This window comes from Kitasatospora sp. NPDC058406 (genome assembly GCF_042722765.1).
In the GTDB taxonomy this organism is placed as follows: domain Bacteria; phylum Actinomycetota; class Actinomycetes; order Streptomycetales; family Streptomycetaceae; genus Kitasatospora.
Genome location: NZ_JBHXKE010000106.1, coordinates 1 through 23,143, shown reverse-complemented (window position 1 = coordinate 23,143; position 23,143 = coordinate 1). Strand labels below are relative to the sequence as shown.

The 23,143-nt window shown below is 73.7% G+C and carries 19 protein-coding genes and 1 pseudogene; 8 read left to right on the top strand and 12 right to left on the bottom strand.

Features of this window, described 5'->3' with window-relative positions:
• Positions 1-7: 7 nt before the first annotated feature.
• The gene (locus ACFWOG_RS21540; protein ID WP_380360331.1) at positions 8-1,465 is read right to left on the bottom strand and encodes a S28 family serine protease; all 1,458 of its coding nucleotides are present in this window, start codon (positions 1,463-1,465) and stop codon (positions 8-10) included.
• A gap of 150 nt (positions 1,466-1,615) precedes the next feature.
• On the bottom strand, positions 1,616-2,518 hold the full coding sequence (locus ACFWOG_RS21535) for a serine protease (protein WP_380360329.1): 903 nt from the start codon (positions 2,516-2,518) through the stop codon (positions 1,616-1,618).
• A gap of 508 nt (positions 2,519-3,026) precedes the next feature.
• Here ACFWOG_RS21535 and ACFWOG_RS21530 point away from each other — a divergent pair.
• Entirely contained in the window at positions 3,027-3,920 is an 894-nt protein-coding gene (locus ACFWOG_RS21530) for a metallophosphoesterase family protein (RefSeq protein ID WP_380360327.1), read from the top strand.
• 56 nt (positions 3,921-3,976) lie between these two features.
• On the opposite strand, the gene ACFWOG_RS21525 is transcribed toward ACFWOG_RS21530, so the two are convergent.
• Entirely contained in the window at positions 3,977-6,511 is a 2,535-nt protein-coding gene (locus tag ACFWOG_RS21525; RefSeq protein ID WP_380360344.1) for an ATP-dependent Clp protease ATP-binding subunit, read from the bottom strand.
• 178 nt (positions 6,512-6,689) lie between these two features.
• Here ACFWOG_RS21525 and ACFWOG_RS21520 point away from each other — a divergent pair, with 178 nt between their 5' ends.
• Positions 6,690-7,751, top strand: coding sequence for a 3-dehydroquinate synthase family protein (locus ACFWOG_RS21520; RefSeq protein WP_355407971.1), 1,062 nt, complete (start codon positions 6,690-6,692; stop codon positions 7,749-7,751).
• A 112-nt stretch (positions 7,752-7,863) separates the two neighbouring features.
• Here the strand turns inward: ACFWOG_RS21520 and ACFWOG_RS21515 are convergent, their stop codons facing one another.
• Entirely contained in the window at positions 7,864-8,811 is a 948-nt protein-coding gene (locus ACFWOG_RS21515) for a hypothetical protein (protein ID WP_380360325.1), read from the bottom strand.
• 135 nt (positions 8,812-8,946) lie between these two features.
• Between ACFWOG_RS21515 and ACFWOG_RS21510 the strand changes: the two genes are divergently transcribed.
• Both ACFWOG_RS21510 and ACFWOG_RS21505 read left to right on the top strand, forming a co-directional pair.
• Positions 8,947-9,981, top strand: a complete 1,035-nt coding sequence (locus tag ACFWOG_RS21510; protein WP_380360323.1) for an aldo/keto reductase — start codon at positions 8,947-8,949, stop codon at positions 9,979-9,981.
• Positions 9,981-10,391, top strand: a complete 411-nt coding sequence (locus tag ACFWOG_RS21505; protein ID WP_329878911.1) for a PPOX class F420-dependent oxidoreductase — start codon at positions 9,981-9,983, stop codon at positions 10,389-10,391. Before ACFWOG_RS21510 ends, ACFWOG_RS21505 begins: the two co-directional genes overlap by 1 nt.
• Positions 10,392-10,511: 120 nt before the next feature.
• Here ACFWOG_RS21505 and ACFWOG_RS21500 read toward each other — a convergent pair whose 3' ends face one another.
• The 7 genes from ACFWOG_RS21500 to ACFWOG_RS21470 form a co-directional block, all read right to left on the bottom strand.
• Positions 10,512-11,876: a cytochrome P450 gene (locus ACFWOG_RS21500; protein WP_329951582.1), complete on the bottom strand. Its 1,365-nt coding sequence runs from the start codon at positions 11,874-11,876 to the stop codon at positions 10,512-10,514.
• 4 nt (positions 11,877-11,880) lie between these two features.
• Positions 11,881-12,738 carry an SAM-dependent methyltransferase gene (locus ACFWOG_RS21495; RefSeq protein ID WP_380360320.1) on the bottom strand — a complete coding sequence of 286 codons (858 nt, stop codon included), beginning with the start codon at positions 12,736-12,738 and terminating at the stop codon, positions 11,881-11,883.
• A 7-nt stretch (positions 12,739-12,745) separates the two neighbouring features.
• Entirely contained in the window at positions 12,746-13,588 is an 843-nt protein-coding gene (locus tag ACFWOG_RS21490; protein WP_380360318.1) for a methyltransferase domain-containing protein, read from the bottom strand.
• A gap of 113 nt (positions 13,589-13,701) precedes the next feature.
• Positions 13,702-15,294, bottom strand: coding sequence for a serine hydrolase domain-containing protein (locus tag ACFWOG_RS21485; protein WP_329951580.1), 1,593 nt, complete (start codon positions 15,292-15,294; stop codon positions 13,702-13,704).
• Positions 15,295-15,297: 3 nt separating this feature from the next.
• On the bottom strand, positions 15,298-16,410 hold the full coding sequence (locus tag ACFWOG_RS21480) for an LLM class flavin-dependent oxidoreductase (RefSeq protein ID WP_380360316.1): 1,113 nt from the start codon (positions 16,408-16,410) through the stop codon (positions 15,298-15,300).
• Positions 16,407-17,060: an HAD-IA family hydrolase gene (locus ACFWOG_RS21475; RefSeq protein ID WP_380360315.1), complete on the bottom strand. Its 654-nt coding sequence runs from the start codon at positions 17,058-17,060 to the stop codon at positions 16,407-16,409. Before ACFWOG_RS21475 ends, ACFWOG_RS21480 begins: the two co-directional genes overlap by 4 nt.
• 60 nt (positions 17,061-17,120) lie before the next feature.
• Positions 17,121-18,260 (bottom strand): aminotransferase class I/II-fold pyridoxal phosphate-dependent enzyme, encoded by a 1,140-nt coding sequence (locus ACFWOG_RS21470; RefSeq protein WP_380360313.1) that lies wholly within the window; start codon positions 18,258-18,260, stop codon positions 17,121-17,123.
• 712 nt (positions 18,261-18,972) lie between these two features.
• Here ACFWOG_RS21470 and ACFWOG_RS21465 point away from each other — a divergent pair.
• Genes ACFWOG_RS21465 through ACFWOG_RS21450 form a run of 4 tightly spaced genes read left to right on the top strand, consistent with a single transcriptional unit; the run spans position 18,973 to position 22,623 of the window.
• On the top strand, positions 18,973-19,257 hold the full coding sequence (locus tag ACFWOG_RS21465) for a phosphopantetheine-binding protein (protein WP_329951576.1): 285 nt from the start codon (positions 18,973-18,975) through the stop codon (positions 19,255-19,257).
• Positions 19,258-19,275: 18 nt separating this feature from the next.
• A complete protein-coding gene (locus tag ACFWOG_RS21460; RefSeq protein WP_329878920.1) occupies positions 19,276-20,661 on the top strand; it encodes an alkaline phosphatase family protein in 1,386 nt (461 codons plus the stop codon).
• Positions 20,662-20,701: 40 nt separating this feature from the next.
• Positions 20,702-21,241, top strand: coding sequence for a type II 3-dehydroquinate dehydratase (locus tag ACFWOG_RS21455; protein WP_380360310.1), 540 nt, complete (start codon positions 20,702-20,704; stop codon positions 21,239-21,241).
• Between the two features lie 11 nt (positions 21,242-21,252).
• On the top strand, positions 21,253-22,623 hold the full coding sequence (locus ACFWOG_RS21450; RefSeq protein ID WP_329878922.1) for an alkaline phosphatase family protein: 1,371 nt from the start codon (positions 21,253-21,255) through the stop codon (positions 22,621-22,623).
• A gap of 170 nt (positions 22,624-22,793) precedes the next feature.
• On the opposite strand, the pseudogene ACFWOG_RS21445 reads toward ACFWOG_RS21450, so the two are convergent.
• A pseudogene (locus tag ACFWOG_RS21445) lies at positions 22,794-23,143 on the bottom strand (ROK family protein); the annotation flags it as partial.

Genomic DNA, 23,143 nt, shown 5'->3' with positions numbered 1-23,143 from the left:
GCGTGCCCTACAGGCGGACGCGGTCCTGCTTCAGCCCCTCCTCGTCGAGCGGGCCGATCGGCGGGACGCGGTACTGCCCGCTCAGCGAACGGGCCGCGGCGTCCCCGCCGAGTCCGGCCCACTCCAGCACCTTGGCGGTGGCCGCCGCCGACTCGGCGGCCGGCAGCTTCTCGATGTTGGCGCCGTGGTTGCCGCCGGGCACGGTGTAGACGTAGCTGTCCTCGCTGCCCCGGCCCAGCCGGAACGGCTCGGCACCCCACGGGTCGTTCTGGCCGTAGACGTAGATGATCCGCTCGGCGGAGTTCCGCACCCAGCGGTCGATGTCGCGCATCGCGGACGGGTCGAACCGCATCGCGATGTTCTTCGGCACGTAGGTGCGCGGCGAGTACAGCTCCTTGTAGTCGTAGTGCAGCAGGCCCTTCAGGTGCGACACGTCGAAGCTGGGCGCGCCCAGCTCGGTGCCGGCCTGGTAGTAGTACGCCGTGTAGTTGGCGAGCGACTGGTCGCTGTTGCCGGTGATGCCGGACTGGGCGTCGAACCAGGCGTACAGCTCGTCGTCGGTGGCGGTGGCGGCCGGGACCTTGGCGCAGTCGGCGGCCAGGCTGTACTGCCAGAACGCCCAGACCGTGTCGAGCACGCCGGACTCGTACGCCCGGTCGGCGCTGCCGGTGGTGGTGAAGGTGGAGCCGGCGGCCGCGTTGTCGGCGGTGTAGCGGGCGAACAGCCGGTCGCGGCGGACCAGCAGTTCGCGCTGGGCGGCGGTCAGCGCGGCCCGGCACTCGGGCGTGCCGACGTTCCGGAAGAACCGGGAGTAGGCGGAGTCCTCACGGTCGTCGACGTCGTTCGGCGCGACGTAGGCGATGGTGCCGGCCACGTCGTCCGGGAAGAAGCGGCGGTGGTAGGTCGACGACATGCCGCCCTTGGAACCGCCGGTGGAGAGCCACTCCTCCTGGTAGATCCGCTTCAGCGCGGTGATGATCCGGTGCGAGTCCGTGGCCCCCTGGCGGATGCCGGCCTTGCTCCAGTCGGCGGGCACGGGACGGGACGGCGTGAAGTAGCGGTACTCGACGGAGACCTGGTTGCCGTCGACCAGCCGGGCCGGCTCGGTGCGCGAGGGCGTGGTGCGCAGCGCGTAGCCGTTGGTGAAGTAGACGGTCGGGCGGTCGTAGCCGCGGTGCAGCACGCTCAGCCGCTGCTGGAAGCTGCCCAGCCAGGGGCGGTCGTGGTCGATCGGCTGGGTGTAGGTGAGCAGGAAGTAGCGGTGGCCGGTGGTGGTGGGCCGTTCCTCGGTCACGGTCAGTCCGCGGATCGCCGCCAGGCGGTCCTTGATGTCGGCCGACGGGTCGTCGGCGACGGAGGACGCGCCCGCGGCGGCACTCTCGGCGAGCGCCGGGGTGGCCAGGCCGAGGCCGAACAGCGGTATCAGCAGGACGGCCACCAGCAGCCCTCTGAGCTTCTTGGTCATCAACTCTCCATCGGGTCAACGGAACTGTTCGATGCTCTGTCCGTACTCTCCGACAGCCGGCGGGCGGCTGCCGTACGGACCGGCCGTCCGGTAGACGGCCGAATGGGCCACCCGCAGGTCGCGGATGGCCCATCGGGGTGAACGTGCTGGTCAGGGGCGCGGCAGGGTGCAGCCGGGCAGGGTCAGGTCGAGCCGGTTCCCGGAGGCGAAGCAGGCCGGGATGGTGTAGGTCTCCTGGGCGTAGCCGATCCCCCGGCGGACGGTGACCGCGCCGTTCTGGTCGACCTCGCAGGGGTTGTTCAGGGTGCACCGCTGGCCGGACTCGTTGATCGTGTTGTTGACGGCGACGACGGTGCCGTTGGCGTCGACGACCGGCGAGCCCGAGGTGCCGCCGATGACGTTGCAGCTGGACGTGTAGCGGACGGAGTCCTTGAACGTCCACTCGGCTTCCTTCAGCCGGTAGGCGAACCCGTCGACGGAGCAGGAGTAGATCTTCTTCCAGTACCCGGAGACGACCTTGATCGGGGTGCCCTGGACCGGGTGGGTGGCCGCGACGGTCAGCGGGGCGATCCGGTACTGCGACTGGATCGCGGCGTAGGTGGTGTTCAGCTGGTAGATCGACACGTCGGTGTCGGTCATGGCGCCGTACACGATCTTGGTGGCACGGAGCGTGCCGAGCGATCCGCCGCTCGCGTTGAGCAGCGTGAAGGTGCGGCTGGACGCCCGGTTGACGACCACCTGGCCGGGGCCGGGCATGCCGGTCTCCAGGCAGTGGCCGTTGGAGAGCACGAGGGCCGGGTCGTTGGCGGTGGAGTTGGGGAGCCGGACGAGCGAGCCGGAACAGTTGTTGAGCGCGACGGTACCGGCGAAGGTGACCGCGGCGAGCGCCTGTTGACCCTCGGGCGCCGCCGCGACGGTCCGGGCCGCGGCTTCGGCGGTCGCGACGGTCGGGGCGGTCACGGAGGGGGCGGCGGTCGCCACGGGGGCTCCGGCCAGGGCGGTGGCCCCGGCGAACAGGAGCGTGGCGAGCGTGCCTATGAGCGGCTTCTTCATGAGAGACCTCTCGGTGTGGGGGTGCACCAAAGCTGTCGCGGACATGACGTGTTGTCAAGAGTCGCGCCGCGTCCGGATCCGGACGCCCCGACCGGGGCGACGATTTCGGCCGCCCCGACCGACCCCGACGCACCGGCCGAACGGCCGGAGCGTCAACTCGCCTACCCCTGAGGGCTCTTGGCCTCGGCACCGTCCACCGGCCAGTGCCGGCGGCCGACGCTGATCAGCCGCGGCCGGAGCCGGGCCGTGGCCGCAACCCGCCGGCTCGCGCCCCGGGTCGGCCGACCACGGCGTGCTCCGGCGGTTCGGCCTCCGGCGCCGGGCCGGGGTCGACCGGGCTCGGGTCGGCGCCGGGCCGGGGTCCTCCGGGGTCCGACCCGGCGCCGACCGGGGTCCTCCGGGGTCCGGTCCCCGCCTCCGGTGGTCGAGATCCGGCCACTCTGCGGGCACACACCCGTCCGCCCCCCGTACTGTTGGCCGGAGGCCGGGTGACGACATGGGGGCTGAAGTGACCGAAGTGACCGGAGCGACCGACAGGACCACCGCCGGGCGCGGCGACACCGGGCCCGGGCGGGCCGGCCGCCTGCTCGCCGTGAGCGACCTGCACGTCTCCTACCAGCAGAACCGCGACCTGGTGGAGCAGCTACGCCCGGAGTCCCCCGACGACTGGCTGATCGTCGCCGGTGACGTCGCCGAGTCCACCACCACCATCCGCTGGGCGCTGGGCCTGCTCGCCGAGCGCTTCGCCAAGGTGATCTGGGCGCCCGGCAACCACGAGCTGTGGACGCACCCCAACGACCCGGTCCAACTACGCGGCGTCGCCCGGTACGAGTACCTGGTCCGGCTCTGCCGCGAACTCGGCGTGGTGACCCCCGAGGACCCGTACCCGGTCTGGACCGGCGCCGGCGGCCCGGTCGCCGTCGCGCCGCTCTTCGTGCTGTACGACTACTCCTTCCGGGCCCCCGGCACCACGACCAAGGAGGAGTCGCTGGCCGCCGCCTACGAGTCCGGCGTGGTCTGCGCCGACGAGCGGTTCCTCCACCCGGACCCGTTCCCGGACCGCGACTCCTGGTGCCGCGAGCGCGTCCGGCTCACCGAGAAGCGGCTGGCCGGGCACGACCCGGAGCTGCCGCTCGTCCTGGTCAACCACTACCCGCTGGTCCGGGAACCCACCGAGATCCTCTGGTACCCCGAGTTCGCCCAGTGGTGCGGCACGGAGCTGACCGCCGACTGGCACCGCCGCTTCAACACCGCCGCGATGATCTACGGCCACCTGCACATCCCCCGGCGGACCAGCTACGACGGCGTCAGGTTCGAGGAGGTCTCGCTCGGCTACCCGCGCGAGTGGGGCAAGCGCGGCCTGCCGGACCCGCTGCTGCGCGAGGTCTTCCCGCAGTCCTGAACGCCCGGGCGGCGCGCCGGTCACTCCCGACGCGCCGCCTCCCGGCCCTGCCGCCCCTACTCCGGCGCCTTCTCCTCGGCCTTCCCCTCGGCCTCCGCGAAGGTCGCCGAGGGCTCCGGCCGTTCCGTCACCACCACCAGTTCGCCGCCCGACACCTTCGCCACCAGCGTGTCGCCCTCCTGCACGCTGCCGTCCAGCAGCAGGTTGGAGATCCGGTTGTCCAGCTCGTGCTGGATCGTCCGGCGCAGCGGCCGGGCCCCGAACTCCGGCTGGTAACCCCGGTTCACCAGCCACTCCTTGGCGTCGTCCGTCACCTCCAGCCGGACGTCCTGCGCCTTCAGGCGGCGCCGGCTGCGGTCCAGCAGCAGGCCCACCACCTGGAGCAGGTCCTTGCGGGTGAGCCCGTGGAAGACGATCACCTCGTCGATCCGGTTGAGGAACTCCGGCCGGAACTGCGTCCGCAGGTCCCGCATCAGCTCGTCCTTGATCTCGTCGACGTCGCCGGCGTGGTCGAGGATCCGTTGCGACCCGATGTTGCTGGTCATGATCACCACGGTGTTGCGGAAGTCGACCGTGCGGCCCTGCGCGTCCGTCAGCCGTCCGTCGTCCAGGACCTGGAGCAGCAGGTTGAAGACGTCCGGGTGGGCCTTCTCCACCTCGTCGAAGAGCAGCACGCTGTACGGCTTGCGGCGCACCGCCTCGGTCAGCTGGCCCGCCTCGTCGTAGCCGACGTACCCGGGCGGGGAGCCGACCAGCCGGGAGACCGTGTGCTTCTCCTGGAACTCGCTCATGTCGAAGCGGATCATCCGGTCCGGGTCGCCGAAGAGCAGCGCGGCCAGGGCCTTGGCCAGCTCAGTCTTGCCGACACCGGTAGGCCCGAGGAAGAGGAACGAGCCGGTCGGCCGGTCCGGGTCGCCCATGCCGGCCCGACCGCGGCGCACCGCCTGGGCGACGGCCGTGACCGCCTGGTCCTGCCCGATCACCTTCTCGTGCAGGTGCTCCTCCAGCCGCAGGAGCCGCTCACGCTCGGTGGCGTTCAACTCGGCCACCGGGATGCCGGTACGGCGGGAGAGCACCTGCGCGATGTCCTCGGCGGTGACGGCGACGACCTCCTCCCGGTCCTCGGCGAGCGCGGCCAGCTCGTCCTCGGTCTGGCGCAGCTCGGCCTTCAGGTTGGCGGCCCGGACGAACTCCTCGTCCGCCACCGCCTCCTCCAGCTCGCGTCGCAGCTTGGTGATCCGGTCCTGCACCGGCATCGCCGTCGTCGATCCGCTCAGGCTGCGCAGCCGGACCCGCGCGCCCGCCTGGTCCAGCAGGTCGATCGCCTTGTCCGGCAGGAAGCGGTCGCTGACGTAGCGGTCGGAGAGCGTCGCGGCGGCGTCCAACGCCTCGTCGGTGAAGCGCACTTGGTGGTGCGCCTCGTACGCGTCGCGCAGGCCGCGCAGGATCTCGACGGTCTCCTCGACGGTCGGCTCGGGCACCAGCACCGGCTGGAAGCGGCGCTCCAGGGCGGCGTCCTTCTCGATGTGCCGGCGGTACTCGTCCAGGGTGGTGGCGCCGACCACGCTCAGCTCGCCGCGGGCCAGGGCCGGCTTGAGGATGTTGCCCGCGTCCATCGAACCCTCGCCGCCGGAGCCCGCCCCGACCACCGTGTGCAGCTCGTCGAGGAACAGGATCACGCTCTGCTCGGCCGCCGTGACCTCGTCGATCACGCTCTTCAGCCGTTCCTCGAACTCGCCGCGGTACTTGGAGCCAGCCACCAGCCCGGTGAGGTCCAGGGTGACGACCCGCTTCTCCTTCAGGCTCTGCGGCACGTCACCGGAGACGATCCGCTGCGCCAGCCCCTCCACGATCGCCGTCTTGCCGACGCCCGGCTCGCCGATCAGCACCGGATTGTTCTTGGTCCGGCGGGACAGGATCTCGACGGTCTGCTCGATCTCCTCGGCCCGGCCGACCACCGCGTCCAGCCGGCCCGCCCGCGCCTCCTCGGTGAGGTCCTGGCCGTACTCGTCCAGGGTGGGCGTCCGGCTCGGCTGCGCACCGCCGGAGCTGCGCTCGCCACCGGAGCTGCGGCCGTCCAGCACCGTGCGCAGCGCCTCCTGCGAGGGGGCCACGTTCCGCAGGGCCGCCCCCGCGCCCGACCGTTCCTCCTCCAACAGCGCCCCGAGGATGTGCTCGGGCCCGATGTACGAGGCACCCGCCGCCTGCGAACGGGCGTGCGCGGCGAGCAGCGCCCGCTTGGCGGCCGGCGTCAACGCGGGCCGGCCGTCCCCGGTGGGCGTCTCCGCGCCGACCGGCAGCGCCTCCGCCAGGTCGCCGGCCAGCCGGTCCGGGTCGATCCCGGCCCGCTCCAGCATCCGGCGCGACGGATCCACCCGGGTGGACGCCCACACCAGGTGCGCGGTGTCGAGATCGCTGCTCCCGTCCTCGGCGGCACGCTGCGCGGCCAGGCCGAGCAGCTCCTGCGCCGACTCGCTGAGCAGCCGACCGATCGGCACCCGCTGCACGTTGGGTGGGGACGCCATCGGGCTCATGCCGAAGAACCGGCTGAGCAGGTCGGAGAACGGGTCGTTCGATCCGAACGGCGGCATGGTCACGGTGGTTCACCTCTCCCGAGCGGGCTGCGCCCCCACACAAACACAGGCCGTGCGGCCCCGCCTCCCGAGCGCGGGCGGTCGGGCGAGGGGCTCGGAAGGGGCTCGGAAGGGGCCCGGGAGGCACCCGGGAGGCGCTCTGTTCACGGGCATCCGGAGTCGGCACCCTGTGGACATGACGACTCCTCGACGGATCGACGTACGGCTGGGTGACCGCTCCTACCCCGTGCACATCGGCCCCGGGGTCCGGCACCTGCTCCCCTCCGTCGTGGCCGCCACCGGCGCGGCCCGGGCCGTGGTGGTGTCGGCCCGCCCGCCTGAGGAGGTCCCGGACCCGGGCGTGCCGTCCCTGCTCGTCCCGGCCCAGGACGGCGAGCACCGCAAGACCCTGGCCACGGTGGAGGAGCTCTGCCGGGCCTTCGCCGGATACGGCCTGACCCGCCACGACGTGGTGGTCTCCTGCGGGGGCGGCACCACGACCGACGCGGTCGGCCTGGCCGCGGCGCTGTACCACCGCGGGGTGGCCGTGATCCATCTGCCGACCACCCTGCTGGCGCAGGTGGACGCGGCGGTCGGCGGGAAGACCGCGGTCAACCTGCCCGAGGCGAAGAACCTGGTCGGCGCCTACTGGCAGCCCCGGGCCGTGCTGTGCGACACCGACCACCTGCGCACCCTCCCGCCGGTGGAGTGGGCGAACGGGTACGGCGAGATCGCCCGCTGCCACTTCATCGGCGCCGGCGACCTGCGCGGGCTGCCCGTCCACGAGCAGATCGCCGCGAGCGTCGCCCTGAAGGCCTCGGTGGTGGCCGCCGACGAACGGGACGGCGGGCTGCGGCACATCCTCAACTACGGACACACCCTGGGCCACGCCCTGGAACGGGCCACCGACTTCGCGTTGCGGCACGGCGAGGGCGTCGCGATCGGCACGGTGTTCGCCGGGCGGCTGGCCGGTGCGCTGGGCCGGATCGGCCCGGAGCGGGTGGCCGAGCACCTGGCGACGGTGCGCGCGTACGGGCTGCGCGAGCGGCTGCCGGCCGGAGTGGGGACGGCGGCCCTGATCGCCCTCATGCGGCAGGACAAGAAGGCCCTGTCGGGCACGGGGCTCGCGTTCGTGCTGGACGGGCCGCGCGGTGTCGAGCTGGTGCCGGACGTGCCCGAGCAGGTGGTGGCCCGCACCCTGGACGCGATGGAGCGCGAGCCGGAGGGGAGCCGCCCGGCCGCGCCCGACGGACCCTAGGCGCCGGCGGACCCCGGACACCGGACACCGGACACCGGCGGACCCGGCGGCGTCCGAGGTCCGTCCGGGTTCAGGTCCGGGTCCGGGTCCGGGGTCCGTCCGGCGGGAACGGTCAGAGCCGGCCGTGGGCCCGCAGGGTGCGCAGGGCGTCCAGGGTGACGATCGGGCGCCACTCGGCCGCCGAGCCCGGGGCCCAGAGCCGCCACAGCACGGGCCAGCCGCCGTCCTCCTGCTGCACGGCGGCCAGGTGGTCAAGGCAGCGCGCCACCTCCTGCTCGGTGAACCACTCCCGGGCGAGCGAACGGGGGCTCCGCAGGACGTCGGTGACGTAGTGGTACTCCCCCGCCGCGTACGCGGGGTGGACCGGAAACTCCTCGGCCCGCGCCGGGTCGGTCACCACCAGCCGCTGGTCGCGGACGAGTTCGCCGAGCCGCTGGGCGGACTTGGCGGCCCGCCCCCGGTCCGGAACGCCGTCCAGGAAGGCGAGGGCGGCCTCCACCTCGTACGGGTGGGAGGAGGTCAGACCGTCGACGGCCTGCCAGCAGAACTCGGTCGCGGCGTCCAGCCACGGGTCCTCGATGCCGTTGCGGTGCAGCCGGCCGACGATCACACCGGTGGCCAGCAGGCTGCCCGGCGGGTTAGGCCGCACCGTGAGGACGGCCGAGGACGGGTAGCCGGCGATGCCGGGATGGAGCGTCGGCAGGCCCCCGTCGGGCGAGGTCAGACTCGGCAGGTGACTGCGGAGCCGAGCCGTGCGGGCGGCGTCGCACCGGCCGATCTCGTCCAGGACGTTGAGCGCCGCGGCCGCGGCCAGCGGCTGCGAGGACGGCCCGCGCACGTCCGCCTCCAGCGCGTACGCGTAGCCGCCGTCGGGGCGGACGTAGGCGGCGAGCGCGGTCTCCACGGCGTCGGCGCCGCCGCCGAGGAAGTGGTGGGCGAAGCGGTGCTGCTCCAGCGGACGGGCGGAGAGCCAGACGAACCATTCGGCGCGTTCGAGGACGGTACGCACGCGGGGCCTCCCGAGGTTGTGCAGAAAGGGTACTGACGGAGCGTCAGTCATCGGGCGAGAAGTACCATACCAGCCGACCTGGAGAGAAAACGGACATCTCGCACACGTCCCCTGGCGTGCCCGTGGCCGCTGGGTCAGAGTGGAACCGTTCATCCGACCGGTCCGACGACGGAGGGCACACGTCGCATGAGACACAGGATTCTGGGCGGCACCGGCATATCGGTCAGCGAATTCGCCCTCGGGGCCATGATGTTCGGCTCCTGGGGCAACACCGACGAGGAGGAGGGCGTCCGGACGATCCGGCTGGCCCTGGACGCGGGCATCAACCTCGTGGACACCGCCGACATCTACGGCGACGGCGGATCGGAGCGGATCGTCGGCCGGGCGATCCGGGGCCGCCGGGACGACGTCGTCCTTGCCACCAAGTTCCACAGCCCGATGGGCCCGGACGCCAACCACCGCGGGAACTCCCGGCGCTGGATCACGCGGGCGGTGGAGGGATCGCTGCGCCGCCTCGACACCGACCACATCGACCTCTACCAGGTGCACCGGATCGACCCGGACACCGACATCGACGAGACGCTCTCCGCGCTCTCCGACCTCGTCCGCTCCGGCAAGGTCCGCGCGGTCGGCACCTCCAACTTCCCTGCGGACCAGATCGTCGAGGCCCAGTGGGTCTCCGAACGGCGCGGACACGTCCGGTTCCGCAGCGAGCAGCCGCAGTACTCCGCCCTCGCCCGCTCCGCGGAGACCCACGTCCTGCCGACCGCACAGCGGCACGGCATGGGCGTCCTGCCCTGGGGGCCCCTGGGGGCGGGCTGGCTCACCGGCCGGGAGATCCGGCCGGGCGTCGGGCGGGCCGTGCTGGAACAGCGCAAGTTCGACCTCTCCGTCCCGGAGAACGCCGCCAAGGCGAAGGCGGTGGCCGAGCTGCGCAAGGTGGCCGCCGACGCGGGGCTGTCGCCGGCGCACCTCGCGCTGGCCTTCGTCCAGTCCCATCCCGCCGTCACCTCCGTCCTCCTCGGCCCGCGCACGCCGGGGCAGTTGACCGACCTGCTGGGCGCGGCCGGGGTGGAACTCGACGACGGGGTGCTCGACCGGATCGACGCGATCGTGCCGCCCGGCGTCGACCTCAACCGCGCCGACCACCACTGGGTGCCGCAGTCGCTGACCGACCCCTCGCTGCGCCGTCGGCGCACCGCTTCCCGGCGGGAGGCGTGATGGCCCGCGTCCCGTTGACCGAACACGCCAGGGCCGTGCTGGCGGCGCCGGTGTTCGCCGTGGTGGCGACCCTCCGCGCGGACGGCACGGTGCACCAGTCCGTCGTCTGGGTCGGCCACGACGGCACCGACCTGCTCTTCGGGATCGAGCGGGGCAGCCACAAGGAGCGCAACCTGCGGCGCGATCCGCGGATCTCGGTGCTGCTGCACCCGGCCGACGCCCCGTACACCTACCTGGCGGTGCGCGGGACGGCGTCGATCGAGCCGGTGAAGCTGCACGACGGGCTGATGGACGAGATGTCGCGCCGGTACACCGGGAAGTCGCACGCGGAATTCCTCGGCGAGCTGCTGCCCGCCGAGGAGGACCTGCTGGTCGTGCGGGTCGCCGTGGAGTACCTGCTGGACCGGTGAGGAGGCGGCGGGCGCCGGGGTGTTCCCCGGCGCCCGCCGCAGCAGGCCCGCCACAGCCGGCCCGCCGCAGCCCGGTCAACGCAGCCCGGTCAGCGCAGCCCGGCCCAACGCGCAGCCCGGTCAGCGCAGTTCGGTCACCATCGGCAGCTCGCCCATGCCCACCAGAGCCCGCGGCTTGGGGTGGACGGGCGTGTCCGACGTGGGCCGCAGCCGCCAGCGCGCGGCGATCGTGGCGAGCGCCAGCGTGGTCTCCATCATCGCGAAGTCGTCGCCGATGCACTTGCGGCTGCCCGCGCCGAACGGGATCATCGCGCCGCGCGGCACGTCGCCCACCCGCTCGGGCGACCAGCGGTCCGGGTCGAAGCGCTCCGGGTCCGGGAAGAGCTCGCCGTTGCGGTGCAGCGCGTACGAGCTGTAGAAGACGACCGAGCCCACCGGCAGCCGGACGCCGCCCAGTTCGGTGTCGGCGGTGACGACCCGGGTGACCAGCCACCCCGGCGGGTAGAGCCGGAGCACCTCGTTCACCACCTGGCGGGTGTAGTCCAGCCCGTCCCGGCCGTGCGCGTCGGCTCCGCCCGACGCGGCGAAGGCGTCCGCCTCCTCCTGGAGCCGGCGCTCGTACTCGGGGTGCCGGCCGAGCAGTTGGAGCGCCCAGGCGAGGGCGGTCGCGGTGGTCTCGGTGGACGCGGTGAGGAAGTTCATCACCTGGTCGTGGATCTCCTGGTCGGAGAGTCCCCGGCCGTCCTCGTCGCGCGCGCCGAGCAGGCCGGACAACAGGTCGCCGTGGTCCTGGTCGGCTCCCCGGTAGTTCCGGATGATCGAGTCGATCAGCTCCCGGAGGTCCGCCAGGGCGCCCTCGAAGCGCCGCGACTCGGGCCCGGGCACCCGGTACACCAGACCGACCGGGGCGACCATCCGCTTGTACATGCCCTTGAGCACGATCGGCAGGCAGCGCAGGATCCGGTCCACGTGATCGGTCCCGATCTCGGTCGAGAGCAGCACCCGCGCGCCGATCCGGGCCGTCACGGCGTGCATCCGGTCGTTGGCCTCGATGGTGCCCCCGGGGCGCCAGCCGGCCGTCTCGGCGGCCATCTCCTCCCGCATCACCTGCGGGTAGGTGGCGATCCGCTCCCGCCGGAACGACGGCTGGACCAGCAGCCGCTGCCGCCGGTGGTCGGCGTAGGGGCAGTTGCCGAGGCTGTTGCCCATCAGCAGCTTGGTCTTCTCGTAGAACGGCCCGCCGCGGTCGAAGGTCCGCGGGTCCTTGAGCACCTGGCCGACGAGCTCGGGGTGGCAGACCATGTGGACGGTCCGGCGGCCCATCCTCAGTTCGACCACGTCGCCGTGGCGGGGCAGCCCGGTCAGGAACTCCAGCGGCCGGCGGCGCAGCGGCACCAGGTGGCCCAGCAGCGGCAGCGCACCCGGCGCGGTGGCCGCCGTCCAGTCGGCGGCGGCGGCGCCGGGCCTGGTCGCGGTGGACGACATCGGCTCAGCCCCCTTGCCGGGCGGCGGTGCCGGACGGCTTCCGGACGGTGACCACGGCGTAGCCGAGCTCGGTGATGTCGCCGAAACCGGCGAGGTCCTCGACCATGTAGCGGAACTCCTCCTCGGTGACCTGATCCCGCAGCTTCTCCCCGCCGCGGAGGAGGTTGTGCCCGACCACCTGGTAGGACGGCCGGACGTACTCGCCGATGTCGGTGAAGTCCACGACCTCCAGGCCGGCGTCCCGCACACAGGACTCGTACTGCTCCTGGGTGAGCATCGGCCCCTGCTGGTAGTTCTTCATGGCGCCGTCCACCAGCCTGCGGTGCTCGTCGGTCTCCAGCGGGCGCAGCAGCACGAAGTCGGTCGCCACCAGCAGGGCGCCGGGGCGCAGCACCCGGGCGAGCCCGCTGAAGGCCCCGGTGCGGTCCTCGGCGTGGCAGATCGACTCGATCGCGTAGGCCGCGTCGAACGCGGCGTCCGGGAAGGAGAGTCCGAGCATGTCGTGGACCTCGAAGTCCACCGTGTCGGACAGCGCCAGCTCGGCGGCCAGGTCGGTGGACTGGCGGACCTGGCGCGGGCTGAGCGTGATGCCGGTGACGCGCACGCCGTGGCGGCGGGCGATCCGGGCGGTGGCCTTGCCGTTGCCGGAGCCGATGTCCAGCACGCGCTGACCGGGGGCGAGGAGGAGGCGGTCGGAGACGAAGTCGGTCAGCCGGTCGGCAGCCCGTTCGACCTCTTCGGGGTCGACCGGGCCGTCCCAGTAACCGCCGTGCAGGTAGCCGCCCATGGCGTCGGCCATGGCGTCGTTGACCCGGTCGTAGAAGGTGCCGAGGTCGTCGTCGGCGCGGGGGTCGGTGGTCATCGCCGGCTCACTTCTCCGTCCGGGTCGCGACCACGAGGAGGTGGCCGAACCCGGCCACGTCGATCATGTCGCGCGGGTTGAACCGGTCGACCAGCTCCGGGCCGTGGGCGGCGGACAGGTCGGTGGCCGCGCCGCTGATCCGCTCGGACAGCTCGACGAAGGTGCGGCGCAGGGTGGGCTCGCTGATGTCGGTCAGCTCCTCGAACCGGAAGCCGGCCCGGCGCAGCATCGGCGGGTAGTCCTCGGCCTGGATCATCGTCATCAGGAACTCCCGCAGGTACCGGTCCACGGCGGCCCGGCCGTTCTCCGGGATCGGCTCCCGCTCGAAGAAGTCGGTGAGCACCAGGCGCCCGCCCGGGCGCAGCACCCGGGCCACCTGCCCCAGCACATGGGCGCGGTCCGGCATGTGGATGATCGACTCCAGGGCGATCACGGCGTCGAAGGAGGCCTCGGCGAACGGCAGGTCCGTCGCATCGGCGTGTTCGAAGCGGGCCCGGTCGGCCAGGCCGAGCCTGTCGGCCAGGGCGTTGGCCCGCTCGACCTGGCGTCCGCTCACCGAGATGCCGGTCACCTGGGCGCCGGTGCGCAGGGCGATCCTGTTGCCGGGCGCGCCGGTGCCGCAGCCGAGGTCGAGGACGCGGGAGCCGTGGCCGATGTTCAGCCGGTCGGTCATGAGGTCGGTCAGCCGGTCGGTCGCCTCGGCGAGCGGGACGAGGCTGTCCGGGGAGTCCCAGTAGCCGAAGTGCAGGCTCTCGCCCAGGGTGGCGCTGCCCAGGTCGGTGTAGCGGTCGTAGAGCCTGCCCACCTCGGCGGGGTCGGGGAGGAACGGGAGCGCGGGCTGCTGTGCCATCGGGCGCCTTCCTGGCTGGGGGCCGGCCGGAGTGCGGGGCCGGGACGGGAGAGCGGGGGCGGAGCGTCGGGTGCAGGGCGTCGGGGGCGGGGCGTCGGGGGCGGGGCGGGGCGTCAGGTGAGCCCGAGATCCTGGTAGACCGCGTCGGCGATCCGGACGATGCGTTCGCGGTGCCGCTCGTGCTCGACCTTGCCGTTCAGGTGGACGGCCAGCACCAGGCCGGCGTCCGGGTCGGCGAACGCGACGGCGGTCCACAGCCCGTCGTGGCCGAAGGAGCGGGGCGAGGCGTGGGTGCCGAAGCTGGTGTACGCGGGACCGAGGGTGCGGCATTCGAGCCGCAGGCCGAAGCCCCAGTCGGCGTTGCCGTAGCGGTCGTGCAGCCCGGTGCGGTGGCGGGCGGTCAGCGCGGCGACCGTGGTCGGCGCGAGGATCCGGCCGCCGGGCGCGGCACCCCCGGCCAGCAGCATCTCCAGCAGCAGCCCGAGATCGCCCAGCGGACCGCGGGTGTTGACCCCGGGCACGCAACGCGTGGTGGCACCGCGGGTCGACCAGAAGTACGTGGGCTGCGGGGTGTCGCCGAGGTTGCTGACGTGGATCAGCGGCAGCCGGTCGCCGTACGCGTCGTAGTCCTCCGGGGAGAGGTGGACCCTGGTGCGGTCCATCCCGCAGGGGCGCAGGATCTCCTGTTCGACGTACGCCGGGTAGTCCCGCCCGTCGATGGCGGGCAGCAGCCGGGCCAGCACGTACCAGGCCCACCACTGGCTGTAGTTGATGCCGGGACCGGCGCCGGCGGGGCCGGGTTCCACGACGGTGGCGAGGGCGCGGCGGAGCCGCTCGTCGTCCGGGCCGGTGACCACGCCGTGCAGCGGGTCCGCGCCGGTGGGCACCGGGCCGGTGTGGGTGAGCAGGTCCATCGAGGTGATCGCGGACTTGCCGGCGGTCCCGAACTCGGGCAGGTAGTGGGCCACCGGGAGGTGGGGGTCGAAGTCGCCCGCCTCCCAGAGCCGGCCGAGCGCGACCGAGAGCAGCGGCTTGGCGCAGCAGTACCAGAGCGGCGCCGAGCCGGCCGACATGGCGACCCCGGGGCGGGCCAGGCCGAGTCCGACGTCGGCCAGCGGCTTGCCGTGCAGCGAGGCGTAGAACTGCGCGCCGGGCGTCGAGGTGCCGACCTCGCGGCCCAGTTCGCGCAGGGTGCGCGGGAGGACGTCGGCGGCCCGGGCGACGGCGTCGACGTCGGCCGGGGCGGGGTCGGCGGTGCCCACCGGGACGGGTTCCGGACCGGCGGCGGGGGCGGCGCCCGGCGGCAGTGCGGCGGTGCCGGCCCGCAGGGCTGCGACCTGGCCGGCCCGGTCGCGCTGCAGCGCGGCGTCGACGAAGAACAGCAGGCTGAAGTTGCCGAGGACGGTGACGTCGCCGCGTTCCAGGATCTCCGCGCGGGCCCGGGCCGGGCCGAGCAGCAGGGTGTGGGCGGCGGCGTAGGGCAGGGTGAGCAGGAGTCCGGGCGGATCGCCGGCCGCCGCGGTCACCGCGAGCCGTCCGCCGGCGAGGTCCACCAGGAGGTCGGCCGCCGGGGCGGTGCCGGGCGGCGGGTCGGTGATCGCCAGGCGCAGGGCGACCGTGCTGCGCGGGGCCGGGTCGGGGGCGGCGAGCCGGCCGGCGGCGGCGAGCCAGTCCGGGGTGAGCAGGGCGGGGGCGGCGGTCGGCATCGGTCACCCCTCGCGGACGGGGACGGGGACACGGACGGGGACGGGGACCGGTGCGGGCGGCGCGGGCACCCGGGGGGCGACCTCCGCGGCGAACCTGCGCAGGCTCTCCGTCGCGGGGTAGTCGCGGAACCAGAGCAGGAACTCGCCCACCCCGGCCTCGGTGTACCGGGCGGCCCGCTCGACCAGCTGGTCCGGTGTCCCGTACAGGCTGCGGCGGGCGAGCAGATCGGGGTGGTGGCTCCAGAACACCACGACGTGCGGGGTGGAGAGCCAGCGGTCCCGCGCCACCCGGTCGTCGAAGACCCGGCCCTCGGCGACCAGCGCGTGCCGGACCTGTTCCGGGGCCAGGCCGAGCTCCTCCCGGCGGCGGCCGAAGGCCCGGATCGCGGCGGCGACCTGCTCGGGTTCGCCCTGCCACTGGACGGCGGCGCACTCCCGGACCGCGGCCTCGGGCAGCCGGGCGGCCGCGTCCGGTGCGGCGGCGTCCACCCGGACGGCCAGCGGGAGCCGCGGCTGGACCGGGACCGGTACCGCGTGCGCACCGGCGAGCGGGACGGCGGGGCCGGGCGCGTCGGTCCGGGTGCCGGACCACAGGGCCCGCAGGGCCTCGATGGTCTCGGCGAGCACGGGCGCGGGATCAGCCGCGAGGTCGGTCCCGGGGTGCGCCACGAGGTCGGCCGCGGGATCCGCCGCGGCCAGGGCGGTGCCGGGCACGGTGCCGGCCGCGACGTGCTCGGGGAGGGGTCCGGCGGTGGTCAGAGCGAGCGACAGCCGCCCCCCGGAGATGACGTCGGCGCAGGCGGCCTGTTTGGCGAGGACCACCGCGTTGCGGTGCGGCGGGCCCGCGGCCAGCAGGCCGAGCCGGATGCCGGGCAGGGTCGCGGCGAGCGCGCCGAGGGCGGTCCAGGCCTCGACCACCGGCTGTGCCTCGCGGCGCGGCAGGGTGTCGGTGCGGTCCTCCAGCCAGAGGGCGTGGTAGCCGCAGTCCCGGGCCAGCGCGGCGGTCTCGACGACGGTCCGCCAGGCTGCGGACCCGCCCAGGCCGGCCAGTTCGAGACCGGCGCCCTGCGGGGCCGCGACGCTCCAGCGCGGCGCCTGCGCCGCCCCGGCGCTCACCGGACACCCCCCTGCACCAGGGCGAGCAGGTCCGTCGGCCTGGCGAGCACGAAGTCGGGCTTCTCGTCGATGAGTTGATCGGTGGCGGTCTCGCCCCAGAGGGCTGCCGCGGTGGCGGTCCCGGCGGACCTCCCGCTCTGGATGTCGATCACCGCGTCGCCCACCATGACGGCGTCGCCGGGCTCGCTCGCGAGCCGGCGCAGTGCCTCCCGGACGATGTCCGGGGCCGGCTTGGGCCGGTCCACCTCGTCACTGCCGACGACGGTGTCCAGCAGCGGCAGCAGTCCGACCACCTCCAGGACGGTCCGCGCCCGGTCGCCGGACTTGCCGGTGGCGATCGCGGTCCGGACCTCCGACTCCCGGAGCCGCTTGAGCACCAGCGGCACGTCCGGGTACACCTCCACCTCGTGGATCAGCCGGTGGCTGGCCTCGACGAAGGGCCGCTCCATCCCTCCGGGCAGTCCCATCAGCCGCATGATGTCCGGGAAGTAGCGCCCCTGGTGGGTGCAGTACTCGTCGAACGGCGGCTCCCCGTCGCCCACGACCTCGCGGTAGGCCGCGGCGAACGCCTGGCGCATCACGCCGAAACTGTCGATGAGCACGCCGTCCAGATCGAACACCACGGTGGAAAATGCCTGATGCACCGTCATCTACTGCCGCTTCCTTGAGAGTTGGTCCGATCCGTCCGGACGGTGGGCTCGGCGGCGGGATCAGTTCGCGGCGACGACGTCCGCGAACACCTCGGCGAGCCGGTCGAGGACGGGGGTGTCGGCGAGCAGCACCCGGTGGTGCAGCCAGAGGCAGTCGGAGCCGATCTCCTCGGACACCGGGCAGCGCTTGGCGATCTCGTCGACGTCGCCGACGGCCGGCCCCTGGAAGTAGCCGGCGGTGCGGTAGACCGGCGGGAAGGCCACGAACGCGGGCACGCCGTGTTCGAGCAGCGCGTCCACCACGGCGAGCCGGCGATCGCGCGTGATGCCGGGGAGCCGGACCATCGCCATGTAGTGCGCCATGCGGTCGCAGCGCTCGTCGCGATCCTGCGGCACCACCCCGGGGATTGCGCCGAGCAGGGCGGCCAGGTGCCGCGAGCGCTCCTCCCGAAGGGTCACCTGCGCCTCCAGGCGCGAGAGTTGGCCGCGCAGCACGGTGGCGGAGAACTCGTTCATGCGGAAGTTGGAGCCCTGGGTGAGGTGGGCGTAGAGCCGGTCGCCCGGGGGGCGCCCGCAGCCGTGCCGCAGGTACGCCTCCCGGTGGGTCTCGTCGTCCGGCAGCAGCACGGCGCCGCCCTCGCCGGCCGTCATGAGCTTGCCGTTCTGGAAGCTGAACGCGGCGATCGAGCCGAGCTCGCCCACCCGGCTGCCGCGCCAGCGGGCCGAGTGCGCGTGCGCCGCATCCTGGAGGACCGCCACGCCGGTGGCGGCGGCGAGTTCCGCCAGTGCGTCCATGTCGGCCAGTTGCCCGGCCATGTGGACCGGCATGACCACCTTGGTCCGCGGGGTGACGAGCCGGGCGGCGGCCTCGACGTCCAGGTTGTAGGTGTCCGGCCGGACGTCGCACGGGACGGGCACGGCGCCGACCCGCTGGACGGCCAGCGAGGTGGCGATGAACGTGAAGGCCGGGACGATCACCTCGTCGCCCGGCCCGACGCCGAGCACCGACAGGGCCAGCTCCAGCGCGTGCGTGCCGTTGGTGGTCGCGATGGCGCGGTGGGCTCCGTGCAGATCGGCGAACTCCCTTTCGAAGCTGTCGACTTCACTGCCCCCGTTGCGCCACCAGCCCTCCTGCTCCAGGACGCGCAGAAGGCCCTCACGCTCCTCGACACCGTGCTGCGGCCAAGCGGGAAACGTCAAGGGCGACTGGACCGGAATGGATGACATGGGTCGGGCCTCTCGGTCGTGTGCGGCATGGGGGCAGGCCGCCGCACACGGGGGGCGACCCTGCTGCAAACCGGTCCGTCCGTCGGGCGGAGCCGCCGGACACCGGGTGTGACGCGACCCGCCGGACTGCCGCTCGGACGTGGGCGGGGCCACCGATCGAAAACCTCGGACCGGCCGGCCTCGGGCGTACTGCTCCGTGAGAAATGGCCGGCAGGGAGGGGGGTGGACAACCGTTCGCTCAGCCACGCAAATCATGGCCAGGTCATCCCGAACACGTCAACACCAAGCGTCCGACCGGGTTCGACGCCCATCGGCACCGGCGTTTTCCCGCCACCCGCCGACACGGTGTCGGACGACCGGGACGTCGCTGCGCAGAAACGCCCCGGGCTCCGTTCGCGACCGATCGTTCAGGCCGTCCGGACAGCAGGAAATGGCCAGAAGCACATGCCTGACGCGAAAAATACGTTCCCGTAAGGTGGTACGCCGCCGGGAAATGAACCATGCTCGGGAGCCTCGCCCCGCACGGCCCGCAGGCCGCTCCGGCCTGCTCCACCCGACCGCCCCCGGGGCCGGCCGCGCACATTCCGATCACTCCCGGTCGTTCACGAAGATCGATCGGAAACGCCGACGATCGTCGGCGATCATTCCCGCCGTCCTCCTCGCCTTCGCCGAAAGGACCCCCGCCGTGGAAGAGATCAAGGCCCGACTGCGCAAGGTTCTCGTGGACTCGCTCGAACTGTCCGTCGCGCCCTCCGAGATACCGGACCGCGGACTCGTCGAGGCCCTCGGACTCGATTCGATCAATACCATCGAGTTCCTCATCTGGGTGGAAAGCGAGTTCGGCGTGGAGATCGCCGACGAGGACCTTTCGATCAGACTGATCGACGATCTCGACCTCCTGGCGGAATACGTCCACGGCCGGACGTCCGGCATCGGAACCGGCGCCGGCACCGGCACCCCGGCCGCCTGAACCGGGGAGACGGCAGCCATGGCAGAGCGCGCCCTCGTCATCGGGCTCGACGGCATGCCCCGCACCCTGCTCGCCGAGCTCGCCGCCGACGGGGTCATGCCCCGCCTCGGCGCCCTGCTCGCCGAGGGGTACTGCGCCCCGCTGCGGGCCCCCGTCCCGGAGATCAGCTCCACCTCCTGGGCCACCTTCCTCACCGGCACCAACCCGGCACGGCACGGCATCTTCGGCTTCACCGACCTCGTCCCCGACGAGGGCTACCGGATCTGCTTCCCCAACCTGCTGCACCTGCGCGAACCCGCCCTCTGGGCACTCGCCTCCGCAGCCGGCCGCCGCACCGTCTGCCTCAACGTGCCGGGCACCTACCCGGCGCCCGCCGTCGACGGCGTGGTGGTCTCCGGCTTCGTCGCACCGCGCATCGAGAACGCCGTCACCCCCGGCCGCCTCCTCCCGGAGCTCAAGCGCTTCGCCTACGAGCTGGACGTCGAGGTGGGCGACGTCGCGGACGACCCGGCGGGCTTCCTGGCCCGCGCCGGACGCGCCCTCAGGGCCCGTACCGACGCCATGGTGCACGTCCTCACCCAGGAGCCGTGGGACCTCGGCATCGCGGTCCTCACCGAGACCGACCGGGTCCACCACTTCCTCTGGCGCGCCGTCGCCGACCCCGCCGACCCGCTGCACGGCGCGGTCCGCGACTTCTACCGCCTGGTCGACGACTGCGCCGGCCGGCTGGCCGACGTCTGCCGCCCCGACGAGGAGCTCTTCCTGGTCAGCGACCACGGATTCGGCCCCGTCGACCGGCAGTTCTACCTCAACGCCTGGCTGCGGGAGGCCGGCCACCTCGCCGACCTCGACACCACCGCGAAGCTCGCCGACCTCGACACCCGCAGCCACGCCTTCGCCCTCGACCCGGCCCGGATCTACCTCCACCGCAAGCACCGCTTCCCGCGCGGCGGCCTGACCGACACCGAGGCCGACGCGCTCGCCGACGAGATCGCCGACGAGCTGCTGCGGCTGCGCGGCGACGGCGTCCGCGTCGGCACCGACGTGGACGGCCCGCTCCTGGTCGCCGCGGTCCACCGCCCCGCGGAGCTCTACCACGGCCCACTGCTCGACCACGCCGCCGACCTGCTCGCCCTGCCCGCCGGGGGCGTGCAGCTGCGCGGCGCCTGGGGCGGCAGGGCGCCGCTGCGCACCGACACCCTGACCGGCACCCACACCCGCGACAACGCCCTGTTCTACCGGCGCGGCGCCGCCCCGCCGCCCGCCGCCCCGGGCGGCACCGGACCCGCCTCGCTGGACATGCTCGACGTCGCGCCGACCCTGCTCGCCGCCGTCGGGGTCCACCCGCTCGGGCTGGACGGCGCCGTCGTCCTCGGCGCCGGCGGAACGGCGCGGGCGACGTGACCCGGCGAAGCCGCCGGACGAGGGGGAGGTGCGGGCGCCCATGAGCCGGATCCTGCTGCTCAACGGCCCCAACCTCGGCACCCTCGGCACCCGGCAACCCGAGATCTACGGCACCACCACCCTCGCCGAGATCGAGGCCGCCGTCGCCGAGGAGGCCGCCGTCCGCGACTGGAAGGTCGTCTCCGCGCAGCACAACGGGGAGGGCGAGCTGATCGACGCCCTGCAACGGCACGGCGACGTGGCGGGCGCGGTGGTCAACCCGGGCGCCCTGATGATCGCGGGCTGGGGCCTGCGCGACGCGCTCGCCGACTTCGGCCCGCCCTGGATCGAAGTGCACCTGTCCAACGTCTGGGCCCGCGAGAGCTTCCGCCACACCTCGGTGACGGCGCCGCTGGCCGCCGGCGTGGTGATGGGCATGGGGGCGCTCGGCTACCGCGTCGCCGCCCGCTCGCTCACCCTGCTGGTGCCCGCCGACCACACCTTCGGCCACCCCGACAACAGCCCCGCCGACAGCCCCTCCGACCGCCCCTGCGACCGCCCCGACGACAAGGCCCAGGCCGTCCTCGGACCGACTCCCTGAGGGAGAACCAGATGCCCCACCCCGGCCGGGTGGCCGTGATCGGACTCGACTCGGCGACCCCGCAGTTGCTGTTCGACCGGTTCGCCGACGACATGCCCGTCCTGACCGCGCTGCGCCGGCGCTCCCTGTGGGGCCCCATGCGCAGCGTCGACCCGCCCATCACCATGCCCGCCTGGTCCTGCATGATGTCCGGCCGCACCCCGGGGGAACTCGGCGTCTACGGCTTCCGCGACCGCGCCGCCCACGACTACGGCCCGCTCGCCTTCGCCACCTCCCACAGCATCCGGGCGCCCCGGATCTGGGACGAGATGACCGCCGCCGGCCGCGACAGCGTCGTCCTGGGCGTCCCCGGCACCTACCCGACCACCCCGATCCGGGGCGCCATGGTCTCCTGCTTCCTCGCCCCCTCCACGCGGGCCCAGTACACCTCCCCGCCCGGACTGCGCGACGAGATCGAGAAGCTCACCGGCGGGTACGCGCTCGACGTCGAGAACTTCCGCTCGCCCGAACTCGCCCGGGTCTCCCAGCAGATCTTCGACCTGAGCGAGCAGCGCTTCCAGGTCGCCCGGCACCTCGCCACCACCCAGGACTGGGAGTTCCTCTCCTTCGTCGACATGGGACCGGACCGGCTCCACCACGGCTTCTGGAAGTACTGCGACCCCGAGCACCCCCGGCACGAGCCCGGCAATCCCTACATCGACCTCTTCCGCGACTACTACCGGGCGCTGGACCGGCACATCGGCGAGTTCCTGGCCTGCCTGCCCGAGAACACCACCGTCCTGGTGGTGTCCGACCACGGCGCCCAGCCGATGGTCGGCGGACTCTTCATCAACGAGTGGCTGCGCAAGGAGGGTCTGCTCGTCCTCGCCACGGAGCCTGCCGGGCCCACCCCGATGGCCAAGGCGGACGTCGACTGGAAACGCACCACCGCCTGGGCGGAGGGCGGCTACTACGGCCGGATCTTCCTCAACGTCGAGGGCCGCGAACCGCACGGCACCGTGCCCGCGGGCGAGTACCAGGACACCCTCGACCGGATCGCGACCGCCCTGGAGCTCCTGCCCGACGACGCCGGACAGCCGATGGGCACCCGGGCCCTGCGCCCCGACCAGCTCTACCCCGAGGTCAACGGCATCGCCCCCGACCTGCTCGTCTACGTGGGCAACCTGCGGTGGCGCGCACTCGCCACGCTCGGCATGGGCCAGGGGCTGTACACCACGGAGAACGACACCGGCCCGGACCACGCCAACCACGGGGACACCGGGGTCTTCCTGCTCGACTCCCCCGGTGTCACGCCGGGCCGGGCCGACGGCCTCTCGATCTACGACGTCGCGCCCGCGCTGCGGGAGCTGCTCGGGCTGCCCGGCGGGCGGCTGCCGCACTGACGGCGGACACCCGAACGCCCCTCCGACGTTCCCGGGAGGGGCGTTCGGGTGTCCGGGTGTTCGGGGCGGGTCCGGGAAGGCCGCGGGACGGCCGGTCCGGAAAGGACCCGGGAAGGCCGCGGGACGGCACCGGACGGGGTGCCCGGGGGTTCCGGAGGCCGGGGCGCCGGTCAGCCGTCCGCCGCCCCGCGGGCCAGCAGCAGCGCCCCGTGCAGCGAGGCCCGGGCCCCGCAGCGCGCCCGGCGGACGGCCGGCGGGGCGACCCCGGGCCGGGCCAGCCGGCGGACCTCCCGCCGCACCGCTCCGACCAGCCCCGGGACCCCGTGTCCGAACCCGCCGCCCAGCCGCACCTCGGCGCACTGGAGCAGCTCCCCGAGGTTGACCACCGCGACGGCCAGCGCCGCCGCCGTCTCCCGCAGCGGTCCGAGCGCCCAGGCCCGGCCCTCCGCGAGCCCGGCCCGGAACTCCGCCGGGCCGACCGGCGCACCCCGGGCCGCGGCGGCCCGGGCCAGCGTCGCCG

What these genes read in the sequence shown, in the direction of transcription:
- ACFWOG_RS21500 (WP_329951582.1), bottom strand. Translation starts at nt 11,876, where the DNA reads ATGTCGTCCACCGCGACCAGGCCCGGCGCCGCCGCCGCCGACTGGACG.
- ACFWOG_RS21460 (WP_329878920.1), top strand. Translation starts at nt 19,276, where the DNA reads ATGGCAGAGCGCGCCCTCGTCATCGGGCTCGACGGCATGCCCCGCACC.
- ACFWOG_RS21495 (WP_380360320.1), bottom strand. Translation starts at nt 12,738, where the DNA reads ATGACCACCGACCCCCGCGCCGACGACGACCTCGGCACCTTCTACGAC.
- ACFWOG_RS21510 (WP_380360323.1), top strand. Translation starts at nt 8,947, where the DNA reads ATGAGACACAGGATTCTGGGCGGCACCGGCATATCGGTCAGCGAATTC.
- ACFWOG_RS21490 (WP_380360318.1), bottom strand. Translation starts at nt 13,588, where the DNA reads ATGGCACAGCAGCCCGCGCTCCCGTTCCTCCCCGACCCCGCCGAGGTG.
- ACFWOG_RS21450 (WP_329878922.1), top strand. Translation starts at nt 21,253, where the DNA reads ATGCCCCACCCCGGCCGGGTGGCCGTGATCGGACTCGACTCGGCGACC.
- ACFWOG_RS21485 (WP_329951580.1), bottom strand. Translation starts at nt 15,294, where the DNA reads ATGCCGACCGCCGCCCCCGCCCTGCTCACCCCGGACTGGCTCGCCGCC.
- ACFWOG_RS21525 (WP_380360344.1), bottom strand. Translation starts at nt 6,511, where the DNA reads ATGCCGCCGTTCGGATCGAACGACCCGTTCTCCGACCTGCTCAGCCGG.
- ACFWOG_RS21515 (WP_380360325.1), bottom strand. Translation starts at nt 8,811, where the DNA reads ATGACTGACGCTCCGTCAGTACCCTTTCTGCACAACCTCGGGAGGCCC.
- ACFWOG_RS21540 (WP_380360331.1), bottom strand. Translation starts at nt 1,465, where the DNA reads ATGACCAAGAAGCTCAGAGGGCTGCTGGTGGCCGTCCTGCTGATACCG.
- ACFWOG_RS21505 (WP_329878911.1), top strand. Translation starts at nt 9,981, where the DNA reads ATGGCCCGCGTCCCGTTGACCGAACACGCCAGGGCCGTGCTGGCGGCG.
- ACFWOG_RS21475 (WP_380360315.1), bottom strand. Translation starts at nt 17,060, where the DNA reads ATGACGGTGCATCAGGCATTTTCCACCGTGGTGTTCGATCTGGACGGC.
- ACFWOG_RS21455 (WP_380360310.1), top strand. Translation starts at nt 20,702, where the DNA reads ATGAGCCGGATCCTGCTGCTCAACGGCCCCAACCTCGGCACCCTCGGC.
- ACFWOG_RS21520 (WP_355407971.1), top strand. Translation starts at nt 6,690, where the DNA reads ATGACGACTCCTCGACGGATCGACGTACGGCTGGGTGACCGCTCCTAC.
- ACFWOG_RS21535 (WP_380360329.1), bottom strand. Translation starts at nt 2,518, where the DNA reads ATGAAGAAGCCGCTCATAGGCACGCTCGCCACGCTCCTGTTCGCCGGG.